The sequence below is a fragment of the Burkholderia sp. Ac-20345 genome, assembly GCF_017104825.1.
Taxonomy (GTDB): domain Bacteria; phylum Pseudomonadota; class Gammaproteobacteria; order Burkholderiales; family Burkholderiaceae; genus Burkholderia; species Burkholderia lata_B.
The window spans coordinates 1-18,082 of record NZ_JAAGPO010000095.1 but is presented as its reverse complement, the minus strand read 5'-3'; the positions used below and the strand labels follow the sequence as shown (position 1 = coordinate 18,082).

The following is an 18,082-nucleotide window of genomic DNA, read 5'->3' as shown; positions in this document are numbered from 1 at the left end:
AGACGATCAATGGAGCAACCTACCCGATCATCATTCAATACTGCTAAATTCCCGGTCGACCGATGGTGGGTCGCCGCGCTGTCATCCGAACTGACGGACAAACCCGTCGCCCGCACGCTGCTCGGCCATCCGGTCGTCCTGTTCCGGTTGCCGTCCGGGGAAGTCGGCGCGCTGGAGGATCGCTGCTGCCACAAGTCGCTGCCGCTGTCGTGCGGCTCGCTCGAAGCGCGCGGCCTGCGCTGCGGCTATCACGGCCTGCTGTTCGACCGCGGCGGCGCATGCGTGGAGATTCCCGGCCAGGACCGGATTCCGGCCAAGGCGTGCGTGTCGTCGTACCCGGTGCAGGAGCAGGACGCGATCGTGTGGATCTGGATCGGCGCCGACGCGCACGCTCGACCGACCTGCGCGCCGCCGCGCTACGCGTTCCACGGGGATCCGCAATACCGGTTCGGCGGCGGCAACTACCATTACGACGCTCCGTATCAACTGATTCACGACAACCTGATGGACCTGAGCCACCTCGGCTATGTCCATCTGAAAACGATCGGCGGCAACGCACCGCTGCACATGGGCGCGGAAACCCGCGTCAGCAGCGACGGCGACACGGTGACACTGGTTCGCCGGATGCCGGATTCCGTCCCGCCGCCGACCTACACCGCCGCATGGCCGTTCGCGGCCCGCGTCGATCGCTGGCAGGAAATCGAGTTCCACGTGTCGCACATCCGGATCTGGACCGGCGCGATGGACGCCGGCACCGGCGACCTGCACGATCCGGCGCGCGGCGGCTTTCACATGCGCGGCTTCCACGGCATCACGCCCGAGACGGAAACCACGACGCACTACTTCTGGACCGTCGCGACCAATCCGCAACACGACGTCGAGCGCGTCGCGCAAACGGTCATCGAGCAATCCGCAGCGACGTTCGACGAGGACAAGACCGTGATCGAAGCGCAATACCGGAATCAGCTGCGCTTTCCGGACAGTCGCCAGCTCGACATTCACGTCGACGCAGGCCCCAATCGCGCGCGGCGCGTGATCGAGCGGCTGCTGCTGCAACCCGAACCCGCGTAAGCATCGTGCCGGCGCACTAGCGGCGCCTGCCGGCCGCGGCGGGTGTTTCCCCGAGGATGTCCGTCATCCCGCGCATTCGGTTTCATCCCATCCGCTACCGCCGGCCTCGATTCCATTCTATTTGATTAGTCATACTATTTTATGAAGGATCTTTGACGTGAGCGCAAATATCCGCAATACGATCGACGAATCCCCGATGAGCGCGTTCCAGACGATGGCGGTTACGGCCTGCGTCGTGCTGAACATGCTCGATGGCTTCGATGTGCTGGCCGTCGCGTTTGCCGCGCCGCACCTGGCGGCCGAATGGAAACTGAGCGGCAAGGAAATCGGCCTGCTGTTGAGTGCCGGGCTGGCCGGCATGGGCATCGGCTCGGTGCTGATCGCGCCGCTGGCCGACCGCGTCGGCCGCCGCCGCATCATCCTGCTCTGCCTCGCCGTGATCTCGACCGGGATGCTCGCCTGTGCGGCCACGCACAGCACGCTGCAACTCGCCATCGCGCGGGCGTACACGGGGCTCGGCATCGGCGGCATGCTGGCGAGCCTGACCGTGATCAGCGGCGAGTACGCATCGAACAAATGGCGCAGCGCCGCGATCGGCATGCAGTCGACCGGCTACGCGATCGGCGCCACCGCCGGAGGCGTCATCGCCGGCTACCTGCTGTCGACGTGGGGATGGCGCAGCGTGTTCGCGTTCGGCGGCATCCTGACCTTGCTGGCGATCCCGATGGTGCTTGCGCTGCTGCCGGAATCGCTCGATTTCCTGCTGGCGAGGCGTCCGGACGACGCGCTGCAGAAAATCAACCGCATCCTCGCGAGAATGAAGCGCGCACCGATCGACTCGCTGCCGATCGCGACCTCGTCCACCGGCGCGGCGAGCCCCGCGTCGAGCTGGACGGCCGTGCTGCGCGCTCCGCTCGCGCGCCGCACGATCGCGTTGTGGATCGCGTTCTTCCTCGTGATGGGCAGCTTCTACTTCGTCGTGAGCTGGACGCCGAAGCTGCTGGTCCAGGCCGGGCTGTCGGCATCGCAGGGCGTCACCGGCGGCGTACTGCTCAACCTCGGCGGTATCGCGGGCGCGTCGCTCTTCAGCCTGCTGTCGACGCGTTTCGGCCTGCGCAATCTGTTGGGCGCGACCCTGCTGCTCGGCGGCGCGCTGATGGTCGTGTTCGGCGCGAACACGGGCTCGCTCGGCATCGGGATGACCGTCGGGGTATTCCTCGGCGCGGTGATCAATGCGTGCGTGGCCGGCATGTATGCGCTGTCGCCGACGCCGTACCCCGCCGAAATCCGCACGACCGGCATCGGCCTTGCGGTCGGCATCGGCCGCCTCGGCGCGATCCTGTCGCCGATGACGGTCGGTGCGCTGCTGGACGACGGCTGGTCCGTGTCCCATCTCTATCTCGCGTTCCTCGTGCCGATGGCCGGCGCGGCAATCGCCGTCTTCATGGTGGGCTCGCGTGCCGCGGCGCCACGCCGGCAACACGACCCGGCGATGTCGTAACACGCGACGCCTGCAGTCCTGCCGATACGCGTCGGCACCCCGGATCCGTCCGGTCCAATAAAAAAATCGATAAGCACATCTACATACTGTTTGGAGACAGCCATGAAAACGAAACTGGGCGTCGCACTCGCGACGGCAATGGCGCTGGCCGGACCGGCCTGCGCGCAAAGCAGCGTCACGCTGTACGGGATCATCGATACCGGCGTGTCCTACTACAACAACGCCGCGCACGGCGGATCGTTCACGGGCATGCCGACGCTGACCGGCGAGGTGCCGTCACGGTGGGGGCTGAGAGGCACGGAGGATCTCGGCGGCGGCTACCAGGCCTTCTTCGTGCTCGAAAACGGCTTCCAGCCCGGCACCGGCGCACTGAACTACGGCGGGCGCCTGTTCGGGCGACAGGCGAACGTCGGTGTGAACAGTCCGTTCGGCACGCTGACCCTCGGCCGCCAGATGAACATGTCGATGATCGTGCTGACCAACGCCGACGTGATCGGCCCGTCGATTCACTCGATGGCGGATTTCGATTCCTATCTGCCGAACGCGCGCAGCGACAATGCGATCGGCTACAAGGGCACGTTCCGCGGCGTGACGCTCGGCGCCACCTACAGCTTCGGCCGCGACGCGGCCGGGCCGGCAGGGCCGTCGGCGACGGGCTGCGCCGGACAGGTGCCCGGTGATATCGTCGCCTGCCGCCAGTACACGGCGATGCTCGCGTATGACGCGAGCAACTTCGGGCTCGCCGCGTCGCACGACGTGATGCGCGGCGGCGGCGGCGCGCTGGCCCCGCTGAACAATCCGGCGTACACCGACACGCGCGACATCGTCGCCGGCTACGTGAAGATCGGGCCCGCGAAACTGGGCGCCGGATGGATCCGCCGCAACCTCGCGGCGGCCGAACACCTGCAGGCCGATATCGTGTTCGCCGGCGGCACGTACTACGCGACGCCCTACCTCGCGCTCGACCTTCAGGGCGTACGCTACCTGCAGCGCCGCGAAAACAGTGAAGGTGGCACGAATGCCACGCTGCTCGTCGGCCGCGCGAACTATTTCCTGTCGAAGCGGACGACCGTCTATACGTCGGTGGGCTACATGTTCAACAGCACGCTGGCTGCGAACGCGGTCGCTGCCGGCGGGACGGTCGGGACCGGAATGAACCAGCTCGGCGTGATGGCCGGCATCCAGCAGAAGTTCTGAACGCCGGACACCGCGCCAGCGCAGGTCAGTTGGCGAGCCGGCAGTGCGAGAGCTTCAACCCCGGCAGGACGGGTGCATCGATATAGCCTTCGTTCACGCAGCTGAAGCGGAACGCGGCCGACGTGACGAACGGCTTGATCTCGCCGCCGGGGAATTTCGGCTTCAATGCATCCTGGTCGGACACGTCGAAATGCGTGTCGAACTGCTCGCCGTCCTTCGTCAGCGCGCCGAAATAGGTGCCGCCCGGGTCGCTGCCCATCCGGATCACGGCACCGACGAACACGAGGCGCTTGCCGTCGTACTTCGTCTTCGCGGCGGCCATGTCCTGCGTATAGGCCTCGATCACGGCGCCGTAACGCGCGTCGATCGCGGGCTCGGTGTCCGACGCGGCGCAGGCGGTCTGGTGGACGCCCGCCAGCATCGTGAACGCCGCAAGCGCGGCCGCCGCGAACGGCGCGGAAATCTTATTCATGGGTGGTCTCCCGTCTAACGTGGTGGTTGAAGTAATTGAAGCCCGGCGCTTGCGCCGGACGAATTCGCTTCCGTTGCTTTAATCGTTCGAATGGCGGAACACGGCTGCGATCACTTCACCACCCGCATGGTCGTGCGCGGTGCGCAGCGTCGCGCTGAACGCGACGTGACAGGAAGATGACATGGTGCGGCCCCCGGCTCTCTCATTGAATTTCACTGCGTCTGATTTTGGTCGCTACGGTAGCAGACGGCCGACGGCCCGGCAACCAAGGCCCGCGTGCCGCCGATCACCTCATTACAATTGCAAATGATTCTCATTACATATATTATTCACCCCCTGGTCGCGGCGGAACGCCGCGGTCCGCGACAAGATCCTTAGTACTCCGTCCTGCATCGATTCATGCCATCCCGTCGAACGCCCCGCCGCGCCCGGACCCTGCGTCCGTGGCGCACGAGCCTGCCTGCCCTGATCACCCTGTGCGTCGCGAGCGGCACACATGCATCCGCCGCCGAACGCGCCGGCGCAGAGCCGGCCGCCCCCGCTTCCACCTCTGCGCCGGCGACACCGGCCGCGCGCGAACTCCCGGTCATCAGCGTCAGCGCATCGGCAACCGTCGATCCGACGGTCGGCTATCAGCCGCGCACCACGAGCATCGCAGGCGGCGACAACCGTTCGATCAAGGAGATTCCGCAATCGGTCGCGGTGGTCAGCAGCAGCGTGATGCAGGATCAGCAGGCACGCTCGCTCGACGACGTGCTCGGCAACATCAGCGGCGTCACGCAGACCAACACGCTCGGCGGCACGCGCGACGCGTTCATCAAGCGCGGCTTCGGGTCGAACAACGACGGCTCCGTGCTCGTCGACGGCGTGCGCACGCCGGTGCTGCACAGCTATCTCGCGACGATCGACCGCGTCGAAGTGCTGAAGGGCCCGGCGTCGCTGCTCTACGGGATGCAGGATCCGGGCGGCGTGATCAACCTCGTCACGCGCAAGCCGGAAGACACGTTCGGCGGCTCGATCTCGGCCTCGCGCACGAGCCACGGCGGCAGCAGCGCGACGTTCGATCTCACGGGCCCGCTCGGCAAGCCGGGCCAGGTCGCGGGCGGCACGCTCGCGTTCCGGCTGACCGGGCAATACGACACGAGCCGCTACTGGCGCAGCTTCGGCCGCCAGCGCGACGCGCTGATCGCGCCCGCGCTGTCGTGGCACGACGCGAACACGTCGATCGACGTCAGCTACCAGTACGTCGACTACACGACGCCGTTCGATCGCGGCACCGTGCTCGTGAACGGCCAGCTCGACGATGCGCTGCGCTATCGCCGCTACGAGGAAGCATGGTCGCAGAGCAACGGCATCCAGGAAACGCTGCGCGCGCGCGTCGAACACCGCTTCTCCGATGCGTGGCGCGTGCGTGCAACCTACGGCTGGGGTCGCGATCGCTACGACCAAACCATCACCCGCGCCACCGCATTCAACAGCACGACCGGCGCATTGACGCGCTCGTCCGATGCGAACCTCGGGCGCAACGATTCCGACCAGATCGCGACGCTCGGCCTGCTCGGCAACGTGACGCTCGCCGGGATGAACCACGCGATCTACATCGGCGGTGAATACGAGCGGCAGCGCAGCTTCCGCGGCGACACGATCCGCGGCAAGGCGACCAAGGGCTTCAATCTGTACGACCCCGTGTACGACCTGCTCGCGCCGGGCGGCACGCCCAACCCGAAGCAGAGCGATTCGCGCTCGGTGGTCCATGCGTATTCGACGATCGTGCAGGACTCGGTGAAGCTCACCGACCGGCTCACGGCGGTAGGCGGGCTGCGCTGGGAAAACTGGCAGCAGGAATCGGGGATGGGGCGGCCGTTCGTGTTCGCCGACCGCTCGCGCGGCACCGTGTGGCTGCCGCAGTTCGGGCTCGCGTATGCGCTCACGCCGGCGCTGACCGCCTACGCGAACGTGAGCCGCTCGTTCAAGCCGAACGTCGCCACGAACGTCGCCGCCCCGCTCGCGCCGGAATACGGCCGCGTGCTCGAGGCCGGGCTGAAGTTCAGCCTGAAGCCCGCGATCACCGGCACGCTCTCGGTCTACCAGATCGACAAGCGCAACGTCGCGGTCACGGTGGGCGACCTCACGTCGACGATCGGCACCGCGCGCTCGCGCGGGATCGAACTCGACGTCGCGGGGCAGATCACGCGCCACCTGAGCGTGATCGGCAGCTACGCATATACGAACGCGAACGACCGCGACAACAACACGCCGCTCGTCAACGTTGCGCGCCACACGGGCAGCCTGTTCGCGGTGTACGACACGGCGATCGCGAACCTGCCTGGCCACTGGCGCTTCGGCGGCGGCGCACGTCTCGTCGGCGCACGCTCCGGCGACACCGCGAACAGCTTCACGCTGCCCGGCTACGTGACCGTCGATGCATTCGCGGCCTACGAAACGACGATCGGCAAATTCCCGACGCGCTTCCAGCTCAACGTGAAGAACCTGCTCGACAAGACCTACTACCCGTCGAGCAACAACAACCTGATCATCGCGGTCGGCGAGCCGCGGCTCGTCACGCTGACGACGACGGTGTCGTTCTGACCGCCATCGTGCGGACGGCCGTGGCGTGGCGCGCGGCTAGTCCGCCGTGGGCGGACAGACCCGGTAGAACACGATGCTGCACAACGCGAGGAATCCGGCCAGGATGGTCATGCCGATCCGCAGGCCCGCATAGCCGATGATCGTCGCGCCGAGGATGCCTGACAGGCTCCCGCACGCGTTGATCAGCGCGAAGCCGGCCGCGGCCGCCGGGCCGGACAGCACGCGCCCCGGCAGCGTCCAGTAGATCGGCATCAGCGACAGGATGCCCGATGTCGCGACGGTCAACATCACCAATGCGAGCCAGAAGTTGTCGTGCGCAATCGTCGCAACGAACAAGCCGATCGCGGCCAGCGCGACGGGTATCACACCGTGCCGGCGCAACCGCCCGGATTGCTCCGCGCGCTTCGCGTTCACGTACATGCAGATGGCGGCCACGCCGAACGGGATGGCGGTCAGCAGCCCGACCGTCAGGTTGTTCGCCACCCCCGCATCGTGAAACAGCGTCGGCATCCAGAACGTCAGTCCATAGAACCCGGTGTTGAACAGGATCATCACGACGATCAGCGCGTAGATCTTCGGCGACCGGAATGCATCGGCCACGCGATGCGACTTGACGGCCGCCTCCTTCGCGACGTTCGCCTCGATGACCTGCTTCTCGCGCGCGCTCAGCCAGTCCACGTCGGCCGGACTGTTTCGCAGCAGCATCAGGATGACGACGCCCAGCACCACCGACGGCAGCCCTTCGAGCAGGAACAGCCACTGCCACCCGCGGATGCCCGCCACGCCGTTCATCGTCTCCATGATCGCGCCGGACAGCGGCGCGCCGAACACGACGGCGACCGGCAACGCCATCAGAAACAGCGAATACATGCCGCTTTGGCGCCGGGCCGGCAGCCACGTGTTCGTGTAGTACATGACGCCCGGGACGAAGCCGGCCTCACAGACGCCCAGCAGGAACCGCAGCGAATAGAACGCGGCCTCGTTCCTCGAGAAGATCATCAGGATCGACACGATCCCCCAGGTGATCATGATCCGCGCGATCCATGCCCGCGCGCCGACACGTCGCAGGATCAGGTTGCTCGGGATCTCGAACAGCATGTAGCCCCAGAAGAACACGCTCGCACCGAGTGCGAACGACGCATTCGTCAGACCGAAATCGGCCGCCATCTGCAGTTTCGCGAAACCGATGTTGACGCGGTCCAGGTAGGACATGATGAAACCGAGGAAGAACAGCGGGACGATCCTCAGTATCACTTTCCGGTACAACGCATCTTCGTTCCGTGCCTCGATGCCTGCGTCCAGCGCAAGCGCGACATCCGCCCTCATGGTAAGTTCTCCCGATGAAAACAAGCGTCCTTGCAGCAATGGGTTCGATCCGTCGGTTCGTACCGGCGTGGCCGCCGTCGTGTCGTCAGCGATGCGGCGGCGCCCGGCGCTCCGCGAGCGCGAGCACGTCGGCCCAGATTCCGTCGTCGACGGCGATGCCGTGCTGCCGCTGTTCGATCCGGGTGCGCAGCGCGCTCTGTCCCGGATAAAGCACTTCGTTGCTGTCTTCCGCGAGCTCGGACGTGTTCACGTAGTCCGCCACGCCGTCGGCCACGTGGTTCGTGAACGCTTCGCCGCCGAGCTTGCGCGGGTCGATCACGATGAAGACCTGCGAGCACCCGGTGCAGCTTCCCTGCTGAATCGCATCGATCCCGTTCGTCGCGAGCCCTTCGGACAGCACCGCCGCGAGCACGTCGAGCATGATCGCGAAGCCCGAGCCCTTCCAGTAGCCCATCGGCAAGATGCGCATCGACGCCTCGATCGGGCCGGGCTCGGCGGTCAGCTTCCCGCTGCTGTCGAAGCCTGCCGGAAACGGCATGTTCCTCCCCTTGAGGCGGGTGGCCTGCAGCTTGCCGTACGAGTACTGCGACATCGCCATGTCGAGCACGATATGGCCGCGCTCGCGCGGCACCGCCATCACGAACGGGTTGTTGCCGACGCGCGTATTCTTGCCGCCCCAGCCCGGCATGCAGGCTTCGGTGTTGGTCCAGCAGATCGCGATGTAGCCGCGCTCGGCAGCATGCCAGCCATAGGTGCCGCCCCGCATCCAGTGGGTTGCATTGCGCATCGCCACGATGCCGACACCCTGCTCGTCCGCGATCTCGATGGCCCGGCCGGTCGCGGACAGCGCGTTGAGAATGCCCGGGCCGCGATGGCCGTCGCAGACTTCGATCGCACCGAATTGCTTGACGCGCTCACGCACGCCGTCAAGGTTCACCCACCCCTTGTCCAGATAGTCGACGAATCGTGCGACGCGATTGATGCCGTGCGAATTGACGCCGTCGCAGGTCGATTCGGTATGCACCCGCGCGCAGGTCTCGGCGTCGCGTTCGCGCATGCCGGCATTCACGAGCGCCGCATGGATCGCACGCTGCATGTCTTCGAAGGGAATCCGGGTCACGGTGCATGTCTCCTGATGGTGGATATCGATGTGTTCGATCCCGAACCTGCCCCCGATGCGGCGCGCGGGATTCGCACCGCCCTGGCCCGCCGTCGGCGAGCGATCGCGTCATGCGGCCGGTGCGGCGCGACACGCGCGACGCGCTCCGGCCGGCGACACGAAACGGGATGGAACCGCGATCAGCCGCCCGCGAAATCGAGCAGGATCTTGCAGCTTTCCGCCGGATTGCGCTCCGCCATGTCGAACGCATGCGCGACATCGCGAAAGCCCACCTTGTGCGTGACGATATGCTCGGGCTCGATCAGCCCGCGGGCGATCCAGTCGATCACCTGCGGGAACATCGCGCAGTTCAGCCGCGACGCCGCGAGCGTCAGCTCCTTCTTCGTCAGCTCGGCCTGCACGATCGCCGACGGTTCCGACGAAAAACCGAGCACGCCGATCCGGCCGGCCGGCGCGGCGATCCGCACGGCCTCCTCGAGAATCGACGGATGGCACACGGCATCGAAGATCAGCGTCGGGCCGCCGTCGACGCCGCGCCGTTCCAGCGCGTCGGGCAGCGACTCGACGGTCGTGTTGATGATCTCGTCCTCCGCCGCGCCGCACTTGCGCGCGAGCTGCAGCCGCGCATCGAGCCGGTCGGTGATGAACGCGCGGATGCCGTACACGCGCTTGAGCACCTGCAGGATCGTCAGCCCGACAGTGCCGGCGCCGTAGATCAGCGCGACATCGCCCGGCAGCACGCCGGTGCGCGACGTCGCGTTCGCGGCCACCGCGAACGGCTCGACGATCGCGGCGCAGGTATCGGCGATCGCTTCCGGAATCCGGTACGCATTGCCGGCCGGCACGCACGTGTACTGGCTGAAGCCGCCGTCGCGATGTACGCCGAGCACGGTCAGGTGGCGGCACACGTTGCGGCGGCCGATCGTGCACGCGTGGCAATGCCCGCAGCTGATCACCGGGTCGACCGCGACGGTCTCGCCGAGCCGTGCGGCATCGACGCCCGCGCCGACCGACTCGATCGTGCCGACGAACTCGTGGCCGATGATGCGCGGGTACGACACGAACGGATTCTTGCCGTGAAAGATGTGCAGGTCCGACCCGCAGATGCCCGCATAGCGCACCTTCACGCGCACTTCGCCGGCGGCGGGCACGGGCAGCGGCACCTCACGCACGCCCATGCTGTTCGGACGATCGACAACGACACTCAACATTTCGATTCTCTCCTTCTGATCTTCGGCGCTTACCAGTTCCACATCGAGCCGTCGCGCAGCCGGGCGACCGGCAGGTACGCGCGCTCGTACGGATATTTCGCGGCCAGCGTCTCGTCGATGTCGACGCCGAGGCCCGGCACGTCGTCCATCACGAGATAGCCGTCCTCGAAACGGTAGCTGTGCGGAAACACTTCATCGGTCAGCGGGCTGTGCGGCATCAGCTCCTGGATGCCGAAGTTCGGCGCCCACAGCCCGAAGTTCACGGCAGCCGCCATGCAGACGGGCGACAGGTCGGTCGCGCCGTGGAAACCGGTGCGCACCTGGTACATCGCCGCATAGTCGGCGATGCGCCGCACGTGCGTGATGCCGCCCGCATGCACGATCGTCGCGCGGATGTAATCGATCAACTGGTCGCGAATCAGGTCCTTGCAATCCCAGATCGAGTTGAACACCTCGCCGACCGCGAGCGGCGTCGTCGTGTGCTGGCGGATCAGGCGGAATGCGTCCTGGTTCTCCGCGGGCGTCGCATCCTCGAGCCAGAACAGCCGGTGCGGCTCGAGATCGCGGCCGAGCCGCGCGGCCTCGATCGGCGTGAGGCGGTGGTGCGCGTCGTGCAGCAGGTGCGGCGCATCGCCGACCGCGTCGCGCACCTTGCGGAACAGTTCCGGCGTGTGGCGCAGGTAGAGCGCGGTGTCCCACGGCTCCTCGGGCGGCAACCCCTTCTCGGCGGGCTCGTATGCGCCTGCGGTCTTGCCGACGCCGTACACCTTGTCGAGCCCCGGCACGCCCGACTGCACGCGGATCGCACGGTAGCCTTCCTCGATGTGCGCGCGCACCGCGTCGACCGCTTCTTCATGATCGCGCCCGTTCGCGTGGCCGTACACCATCAGGCCGTCGCGGCTCTTGCCGCCGAGCAGCTGATAGACGGGCATACCCGCGAGCTTGCCCTTGATGTCCCACAGCGCCATGTCGATCGCGGCGATCGCCGTCATCGTCACGGGCCCGCGCCGCCAGTACGCGCCGCGATACAGGTATTGCCAGATGTCCTCGATGTTGCGCGGGTCGCGGCCGACGAGGCACGGGAACACGTGGTCTTCCAGGTACGCGCGCACCGCGAGCTCGCGCCCGTTGAGCGTCGCGTCGCCGAGGCCGTACACGCCTTCATCGGTCACGATCTTCACCGTCACGAAGTTCCGGCCCGGACACGTGACGATGGTCTGCAAGCGTTCGATTTTCACTGCGCTCCTCCAGCGGGCGTTTCAGTCGACAAAGTAATGGGGCGCGCGGCTGCGCACTTCCGGCAGATGCGAGCCGATCCGGTCGACGTGCATCGCGACCGATGCACCGAGCAGCGCCATGTTGCGCGACGCGATGTGCGCGAGGATCTGTTCGTGTTCCTGCAGCGCGCGGCGCGCGTGATCCTCGACGCGGTCGAGCAGCAGCCAGCGCACGCGGTCGAACTGGCGCTTCATCGGCTGCAGCATTTCCCACACGTGGGGCCGGCCCGCGAACGCGAACATCCGGCCGTGCATCGCCTCGTCGAGATCGAAGAACGCTTCGACGTCGCCGGCCGCCACGGCCTCGCGCTGCGCGTCGATGATCCGCGACAGCTCCGCGAGCTGCGCCGGCGTGATCTTCTGCGCGAGCTCGACATGGTTCGCGCATTCGAGCGTGCTGCGCGCGAAGCGCCCTTCCTCGAGGATCGACACCGGAATCGGCGCGACCAGCGTGCCTACCTTCCGGATGATCTGCACGAGCCGCTCGTCGGCGAGCTGCGCGAATGCTTCGCGCACCGGCGTGCGGCTGACCTTGATCGTGGTGGAAATCACCGCCTCCGACAGCGCGGTGCGCGGCGGCAGCGCGCCGCGCACGATCGCGTGGCGCAGCAGCGCATGCACCTGCTCCGTATATGACCGGCTCTCGTCCAGTGAGAACCCCTGCAACGCCGTGACCACGACGTCCGCTTCTTCCAGTGCTGCCGTTTCGCTCATGGTTGCGATTGATCCGACTCGATATCGATTACTACCATGGTACATAAGCCATCGGATTCAGGCGATCTAGCGTTTACACCGATAACTTCACGTTAAAAGTCGAAATAACCTGCACACACCTCGACATCTACCATGGTACAAGCCGCTGTCAAACGTCATGTTATCCGCCCCCGATTTCCTGCGCACCGCGCCGCCCGGCACGCGCCGCCCCGGTTATGACCGGCAGGCGGTCCGCACCGGCATCGTCCATCTCGGCCTCGGCGCGTTCCATCGCGCGCACCAGGCGCTGCATACCGAAACGGTGCTCGAACAAGGCGACCTCCGCTGGGGGATCGTCGGCGTCGAACTGCGGCGGCGCCATACCGTCGACCTGCTCGCCGCGCAGGATCACCTGTACACGGTGACCGAACGCGACGGCCGCGGCGCGCGCACGCGGATCGTCGGCGCGGTGCACGGCGCGCTGTTCGCGCCCGAATCGCTGCCCGCGCTGCTGGCGCGGATCGCCGATCCGGCCGTGTCGATCGTCAGCCTGACCGTGACCGAGAAAGGTTATTGCCGCCGCCCCGGCGGCGGGCTCGATGCCGACGATCCCGCGATTCGTCAGGATCTGGCGACGCCCGACGCGCCGCGCACCGCGCTCGGCGTGATCGCGGCCGGCCTGCGCCTGCGGCCGGCCCATGCGCCGCTAACCGTCGTCTGCTGCGACAACATGACGTCAAACGGCGACACGCTGCGCGCGCTGCTGATCGACTACGCGGAACGCATCGACGGCGCGCTCGCGCGGCGTATCCGCGACGACGTCGCGTTCCCGAACAGCATGGTCGACCGGATCGTGCCGGCCGCGACGCCCGAATCGCTCGACTGGGCGCACGCGCATCTCGGGGCACGCGACGCGGCCGCGATCGTCTGCGAGCCGTTCTCGCAATGGGTGCTCGAGGATCGCTTCGCCGGTCCGCGCCCGCGCTGGGAAGACGCCGGCGCGCACCTCGTCGGCGACGTACGGCCCTACGAAACGATGAAGCTGCGGCTGCTGAACGGCTCGCATTCGGCGATCGCGTATGCGGGGCAGTTACGTGGCCGCGCGACCGTGTCCGACGCGATGGCCGATCCGGCGATCGCGGCGCTCGTCGACGGTGTGATGACGCGCGACCTGCTCGCGACCGTCGACGTGCCGTCCGGTTACGACGCGCATGGTTATTGCGCGACGCTCGTGCAGCGCTTCCGCAATCCGACGCTCGCGCATCGCACCGAACAAATCGCCATGGACGGCACGCAGAAGGTGCCGCTGCGCTGGCTGCCCGCGCTCGGCGAAAGCGCGGCGGCCGGTGTCGAGCGCCCGTACCTCGAACGCGCGCTCGCGCTGTGGCTGCACTACCTCGCCACCGCGCAGGACGAATCGGGGCGGCCGCTCACGATCAGCGATCCGGGTGCCGCCGCGCTCGGCGCGACGTTGTCGGCGGCCGGCGATGCCGCCGATGCGGTTCGAGCCGCCCTCGGCAGCACCGCGCTTGCCGGCTCGACCGCGTGGCCCGATGCGTTGATCACGCGTGTCGGTGCGCACCTGTCGACGCTGCGCGCGCACGGCACCGACGCGTTGCTCGCACCGTTGCACGCGCGCTGAACGACCGCTTTCCCCGGTTCGCGGGCACCCGACGCGAACCGCGCAATACCGCTTCGCAGCCCGCCGATACAGAAACCGGCGCGGCGAGCGATCGACGAGACAACCATGACGGCCGGCCCACCGGCACGAAGGAGACGGACATGAAGCAGAAGTCGCAGGCGTGGTTCACGGTGTTCCTGCTGTTCCTGGTGTACGGGATCAACTATCTCGACCGCGTCGCGCTGTCGATCGTCGCGCCGATCGTGCAGACCGATCTCGGCATCGACGCCGCGCAGATGGGTCTCGTGTTCAGCACGTTCTTCATCGGCTACGCGCTGTTCAACTTCATCGGCGGGCTCGCGTCCGACCGGCTCGGGCCGAAGCTCGTGTACGTGCTGTCGGTCGGCCTGTGGTCGGTGTTCTGCGGGATGACCGCGCTCACCGTCGGCTTCGTGAGCCTGCTGATCGTCCGGCTGCTGTTCGGCATGGCCGAAGGGCCGCTGTGCTCGGCCGCGAACAAGATGGTCAACAACTGGCTGCCGCGCGACGCCGCCGCGACCGCGATGGGCCTGCTCAGCGCCGGCTCGCCGCTCGGCGGCGCGATCGCCGGGCCGATAGTCGGCCTGCTGGCCGCGCAGTTCGGCTGGCGGCCGGCGTTCTGGATCGTGTGCGCGATCGGGCTCGCGTGGGTCGTGCTGTGGATGGTGTCGACGTCGGACCGTCCCGCGACGCCGGTGAACGACGCGCCGGGCGTACCGGCCGCCGTCCGCGCGACGGCCGGCGATGCAGCGACGCCCGCGCATACGCTATCGCACTACGTGCGGCAGCCGCGCATCCTCGCCACAGCAGCCGCATTCTTCAGCTACAACTACGTGCTGTTCTTCTTCCTGAGCTGGTTCCCGAGCTACCTCGTGCGGGCGCACCACCTGAACATCAAGGAAATGAGCGTCGCCACCGTCGTGCCCTGGCTCGTCGGCACGGTCGGTCTCGCCTGCGGCGGCGCGATCTCGGATGCGCTGTACCGGCTCACCGGCAATCTGCTGCTGTCGCGCCGGATCGTGCTCGTCACCTGCCTGCTCGGCGCCGGCGCGTGCGTGGCCGTCGCGGGCGCCGTGCAGTCGACGCAGGGCGCGGTCGCGCTGATGTCCGTGTCGCTGTTCTTCCTGTACGTGACGGGCGCGATCTACTGGGCGATCGTGCAGGACGTCGTGCATCCGGCGCGCGTCGGCGGCGTCAGCGGTTTCCTGCATTGCATGGGCAGCCTGTCGGGCGTGATCGGGCCGGCGGTGACCGGCTTCATCGTCGAGCGCAGCGGCTCGTTCGCGTCCGCGTTCGTGCTGGCCGGCGCGATCGCACTCGCGGGCGCGGTGCTGGCCGGCTTGTTCGTCCGCAACGCGCGGCCCGCGGGCGTGCTGCGCGAACGCACCGCGCACTGATCGCCCACGGTCGACGAAGGCCGCGCGGCTCCGCATGAGTCAGCGCCGCGCGGCCTTGTCGTTTCCGCCAATCATCAGACCCTCGAATATCTCTCATCCGATATCGCGATTTTCCGTATCGAACGCGCGCCGCTAGACTGGCTACGCATTCGCGACGCCGCATCACTGCACGGCAACGCGACGCGCCCCCACAAAAAACGATTCCGGGAGATAAGCCATGTCCGACCGGCATGCGCGCCGAGGCGCGCTCAAGACACTCGGCCTCGCGGCCGGCACCGCGCTGCTCGCCGCCGCGCACCCCGCTCACGCCGCCACGCCTGAAACCGGCGCGCTGCTGCCCGGCGGCGCCACGCGCCTCGCCGACCTCACGCGCCGCCTCGCGGCCGCACCGAGACGGCGCGACTTCAAGACGGTGCCGATGATCCTCGACCGCCCCGACCAATGGGATCACGCGGCACTCGCCGAAGTGACCGGCTACCGCGGCGGCCCGAAGCAGGTGTGGGACAACACCGAACTCGGCGGCCCGTGGCTGAACCTGATGCGCAATTCGCTGAACGCGCAGATCTGGTCGTACCGTCATCCGGATTTCCTCGTCGTATCGGCCACGCACGGCAGCGCGCATCTCGCGCTGTTCGACCAGGCCGCGTGGGACAAATACGGCCTCGCGAAATTCGCCGGCGCCGCGTTCCCGACCAACACGCTGCTCGATGCGAAGCCCGCGCAATCGAAGGGCGCGCAAGACCATGCGTTGCCCGACGGCGCGTTCTCGTCGCACGACAACAGCCTCGCCGCGCTGCAACAGCGCGGCGTCGTGTTCCTGTCGTGCCACAACGCGATCTGGGAACTCGCGGAACGACTCGACGGCGCGAACGCGAATCCCGACAAGCTGCCGCTCGATGCGCTCGCGGCCGACCTGACCAACCACGTGATCCCGTCGGCGATCGTCACGCCGGGCGCGGTCGGCACGTTGCCCGAACTGCAGCAGGCCGGCTTCACGTACGCCAAATGAGCCCCGCGATGACATCGATCCCCATGCAACCGCCATCGCCGCCGCACCGCCGTCGGCGCACGCTGCGCGCCGCGCTGGCCGCGTGGCTGTGCTGCGCATCGGCACTGTCGCTCGCCGCGCCCGCCGACACCGCCGCAACCCGCTTTCCGCCCTGGCAGGACGGCCGCAACAACGACGCGATGCACCGTGGCCTCGAATTCACGGTGCCGCAGGTCGACGTGCTCGCCGATTTCCACGGCGACCTCACCGCGCCGAAGCTGGTGCTGTTCGTCGGCGGCAACTATTTTTTCGCGATGGCGCCGCTCGTCGCGAAGTTCGAGGAAGACCATCCCGAATACCGCGGCCGCATCTACTGGGAAACGATCCCGCCCGGCCTGCTGGTGAAGCAGATCCAGGCGGGCGGCACGATCACCGTCGGCAACATGACGTGGACGGTCAAGCCCGATGCGTATTTCGCGGGGCTCGGCAAGATCAACGGGCTGATCGAGGACGGCACGCTCACCGGCCCGGCCGTGCCGTACGTGACGAACCAGTTGACGATCATGGTGCGCGCGGGCAATCCGAAGCGCATCGCGTCGCTGAACGACCTCGCACGGCCCGACGTGCAGCTTGCGATGCCCAATCCGGCGTTCGAAGGCGTCGCGCGGCAGATCCGCGCGTCGCTCGTGAAGGCCGGCGGCGACACGCTCGCGCGTACCGTCTACGACGACAAGGTGCACTCAGGCACGACCGAGCTCACGCACATTCACCATCGGGAAACCGCACTGTTCCTGATGCAGGGGCGCGCGGACGCGGGCGTGCTGTGGCAATCCGAAGCGGCATTCCAGGAACAGGTCGGGCATCCGCTGATGCACATCGACATTCCGGCCGAGCAGAATACGACGGCAATCTATGCGGGGGCGATGGTGAAGGACGCGCCGCATCCGGAAGCCGCACGCACGTGGCTCGCGTTCATCCGGTCGCCGGAAGCGTTCCGGATTTTCCAGCGCTACGGCTTTGGCCGATACGATGCGGCGACACCGACGCAGCACCTCGCGCCGGAGCAGAAGCAGCCCGACGCGGGCTGACCGCGCGGCCGCGCCGGCAGTCCGGCGGCGCGCACGCGACCGACAACAAGGAGGGGACACGTGAACGATACGGTGGACACACCGCGACGCCGGTTCGCGCCGCTGCTGCTCGCAGCGGCCGCGCTGCTGGCCGGCCAGGCCCACGCGGACGACGCCGCGCTCGGCAAGACGATCGCCACACAGGGCACGACGACGGGCGTCGCCGCCTGCATCGGCTGCCACGGCAGCCAGGGCGAAGGCAACGCGGCGGCCGGCTTCCCGCGCCTCGCGGGCACCCACGCCGCGTATCTGTCCGCGCAGCTTGCCGCGTTCGCGGACGGCAGCCGCCAGAACCCGGTCATGCAGCCGCTCTCGAAACTGCTGACGCCGCACGAGCGCGATGCGGTATCCGCGTACTTCGCGAGCCTGCCCGCGCCCGCCGGCATCGTCGCCGCCGACGACACGTCGATCGACCCGGCGAACACCGGCGCGTGGCTCGCGACGCGCGGACGA

Annotated in this window: 15 protein-coding genes; 9 read left to right on the top strand and 6 right to left on the bottom strand. The window is 67.6% G+C overall.

Annotated elements, in window-relative coordinates; genetic code table 11:
* Window positions 1-9 precede the first annotated feature (9 nt).
* From G3O06_RS28355 to G3O06_RS28345, 3 genes are all read left to right on the top strand, one after another.
* The gene (locus G3O06_RS28355; protein ID WP_205818222.1) at window positions 10-1,071 is read left to right on the top strand and encodes a Rieske 2Fe-2S domain-containing protein; all 1,062 of its coding nucleotides are present in this window, start codon (window positions 10-12) and stop codon (window positions 1,069-1,071) included.
* A 157-nt stretch (window positions 1,072-1,228) separates the two neighbouring features.
* Entirely contained in the window at window positions 1,229-2,572 is a 1,344-nt protein-coding gene (locus tag G3O06_RS28350; protein ID WP_205818221.1) for an MFS transporter, read from the top strand.
* A gap of 102 nt (window positions 2,573-2,674) precedes the next feature.
* Window positions 2,675-3,769, top strand: coding sequence for a porin (locus tag G3O06_RS28345; protein ID WP_205818220.1), 1,095 nt, complete (start codon window positions 2,675-2,677; stop codon window positions 3,767-3,769).
* 25 nt (window positions 3,770-3,794) lie between these two features.
* On the opposite strand, the gene G3O06_RS28340 is transcribed toward G3O06_RS28345, so the two are convergent.
* Entirely contained in the window at window positions 3,795-4,241 is a 447-nt protein-coding gene (locus tag G3O06_RS28340) for a hypothetical protein (RefSeq protein WP_205818219.1), read from the bottom strand.
* A 399-nt stretch (window positions 4,242-4,640) separates the two neighbouring features.
* Here G3O06_RS28340 and G3O06_RS28335 point away from each other — a divergent pair, with 399 nt between their 5' ends.
* The gene (locus G3O06_RS28335; RefSeq protein ID WP_205818218.1) at window positions 4,641-6,830 is read left to right on the top strand and encodes a TonB-dependent siderophore receptor; all 2,190 of its coding nucleotides are present in this window, start codon (window positions 4,641-4,643) and stop codon (window positions 6,828-6,830) included.
* Window positions 6,831-6,866: 36 nt separating this feature from the next.
* Here G3O06_RS28335 and G3O06_RS28330 read toward each other — a convergent pair whose 3' ends face one another.
* The 5 genes from G3O06_RS28330 to G3O06_RS28310 form a co-directional block, all read right to left on the bottom strand.
* Window positions 6,867-8,156, bottom strand: coding sequence for an MFS transporter (locus tag G3O06_RS28330; RefSeq protein WP_205818217.1), 1,290 nt, complete (start codon window positions 8,154-8,156; stop codon window positions 6,867-6,869).
* 85 nt (window positions 8,157-8,241) lie between these two features.
* Complete coding sequence (gene yiaK / locus G3O06_RS28325) at window positions 8,242-9,276, bottom strand: 3-dehydro-L-gulonate 2-dehydrogenase (RefSeq protein ID WP_205818216.1); 1,035 nt, start codon at window positions 9,274-9,276, stop codon at window positions 8,242-8,244.
* 179 nt (window positions 9,277-9,455) lie between these two features.
* Complete coding sequence (locus tag G3O06_RS28320; RefSeq protein WP_205818215.1) at window positions 9,456-10,487, bottom strand: Zn-dependent oxidoreductase; 1,032 nt, start codon at window positions 10,485-10,487, stop codon at window positions 9,456-9,458.
* Window positions 10,488-10,516: 29 nt separating this feature from the next.
* Window positions 10,517-11,725, bottom strand: coding sequence for a D-mannonate dehydratase ManD (gene manD, locus G3O06_RS28315; RefSeq protein ID WP_174972011.1), 1,209 nt, complete (start codon window positions 11,723-11,725; stop codon window positions 10,517-10,519).
* 21 nt (window positions 11,726-11,746) lie between these two features.
* Window positions 11,747-12,478, bottom strand: coding sequence for a GntR family transcriptional regulator (locus G3O06_RS28310; RefSeq protein ID WP_174917093.1), 732 nt, complete (start codon window positions 12,476-12,478; stop codon window positions 11,747-11,749).
* A gap of 157 nt (window positions 12,479-12,635) precedes the next feature.
* On the opposite strand from G3O06_RS28310, the gene G3O06_RS28305 reads away from it, so the two are divergent.
* From G3O06_RS28305 to G3O06_RS28285, 5 genes are all read left to right on the top strand, one after another.
* Window positions 12,636-14,099 (top strand): mannitol dehydrogenase family protein, encoded by a 1,464-nt coding sequence (locus G3O06_RS28305; protein WP_205818214.1) that lies wholly within the window; start codon window positions 12,636-12,638, stop codon window positions 14,097-14,099.
* 140 nt (window positions 14,100-14,239) lie between these two features.
* Window positions 14,240-15,514 carry an MFS transporter gene (locus G3O06_RS28300; protein WP_205818213.1) on the top strand — a complete coding sequence of 425 codons (1,275 nt, stop codon included), beginning with the start codon at window positions 14,240-14,242 and terminating at the stop codon, window positions 15,512-15,514.
* A 217-nt stretch (window positions 15,515-15,731) separates the two neighbouring features.
* The gene (locus G3O06_RS28295; RefSeq protein WP_205818212.1) at window positions 15,732-16,523 is read left to right on the top strand and encodes a transcriptional initiation protein Tat; all 792 of its coding nucleotides are present in this window, start codon (window positions 15,732-15,734) and stop codon (window positions 16,521-16,523) included.
* Window positions 16,524-16,531: 8 nt separating this feature from the next.
* Entirely contained in the window at window positions 16,532-17,590 is a 1,059-nt protein-coding gene (locus G3O06_RS28290) for a substrate-binding domain-containing protein (protein ID WP_205818211.1), read from the top strand.
* Window positions 17,591-17,650: 60 nt separating this feature from the next.
* A partial coding sequence (locus tag G3O06_RS28285) for a c-type cytochrome (RefSeq protein WP_205818210.1) occupies window positions 17,651-18,082 on the top strand: 432 nt, incomplete at its 3' end.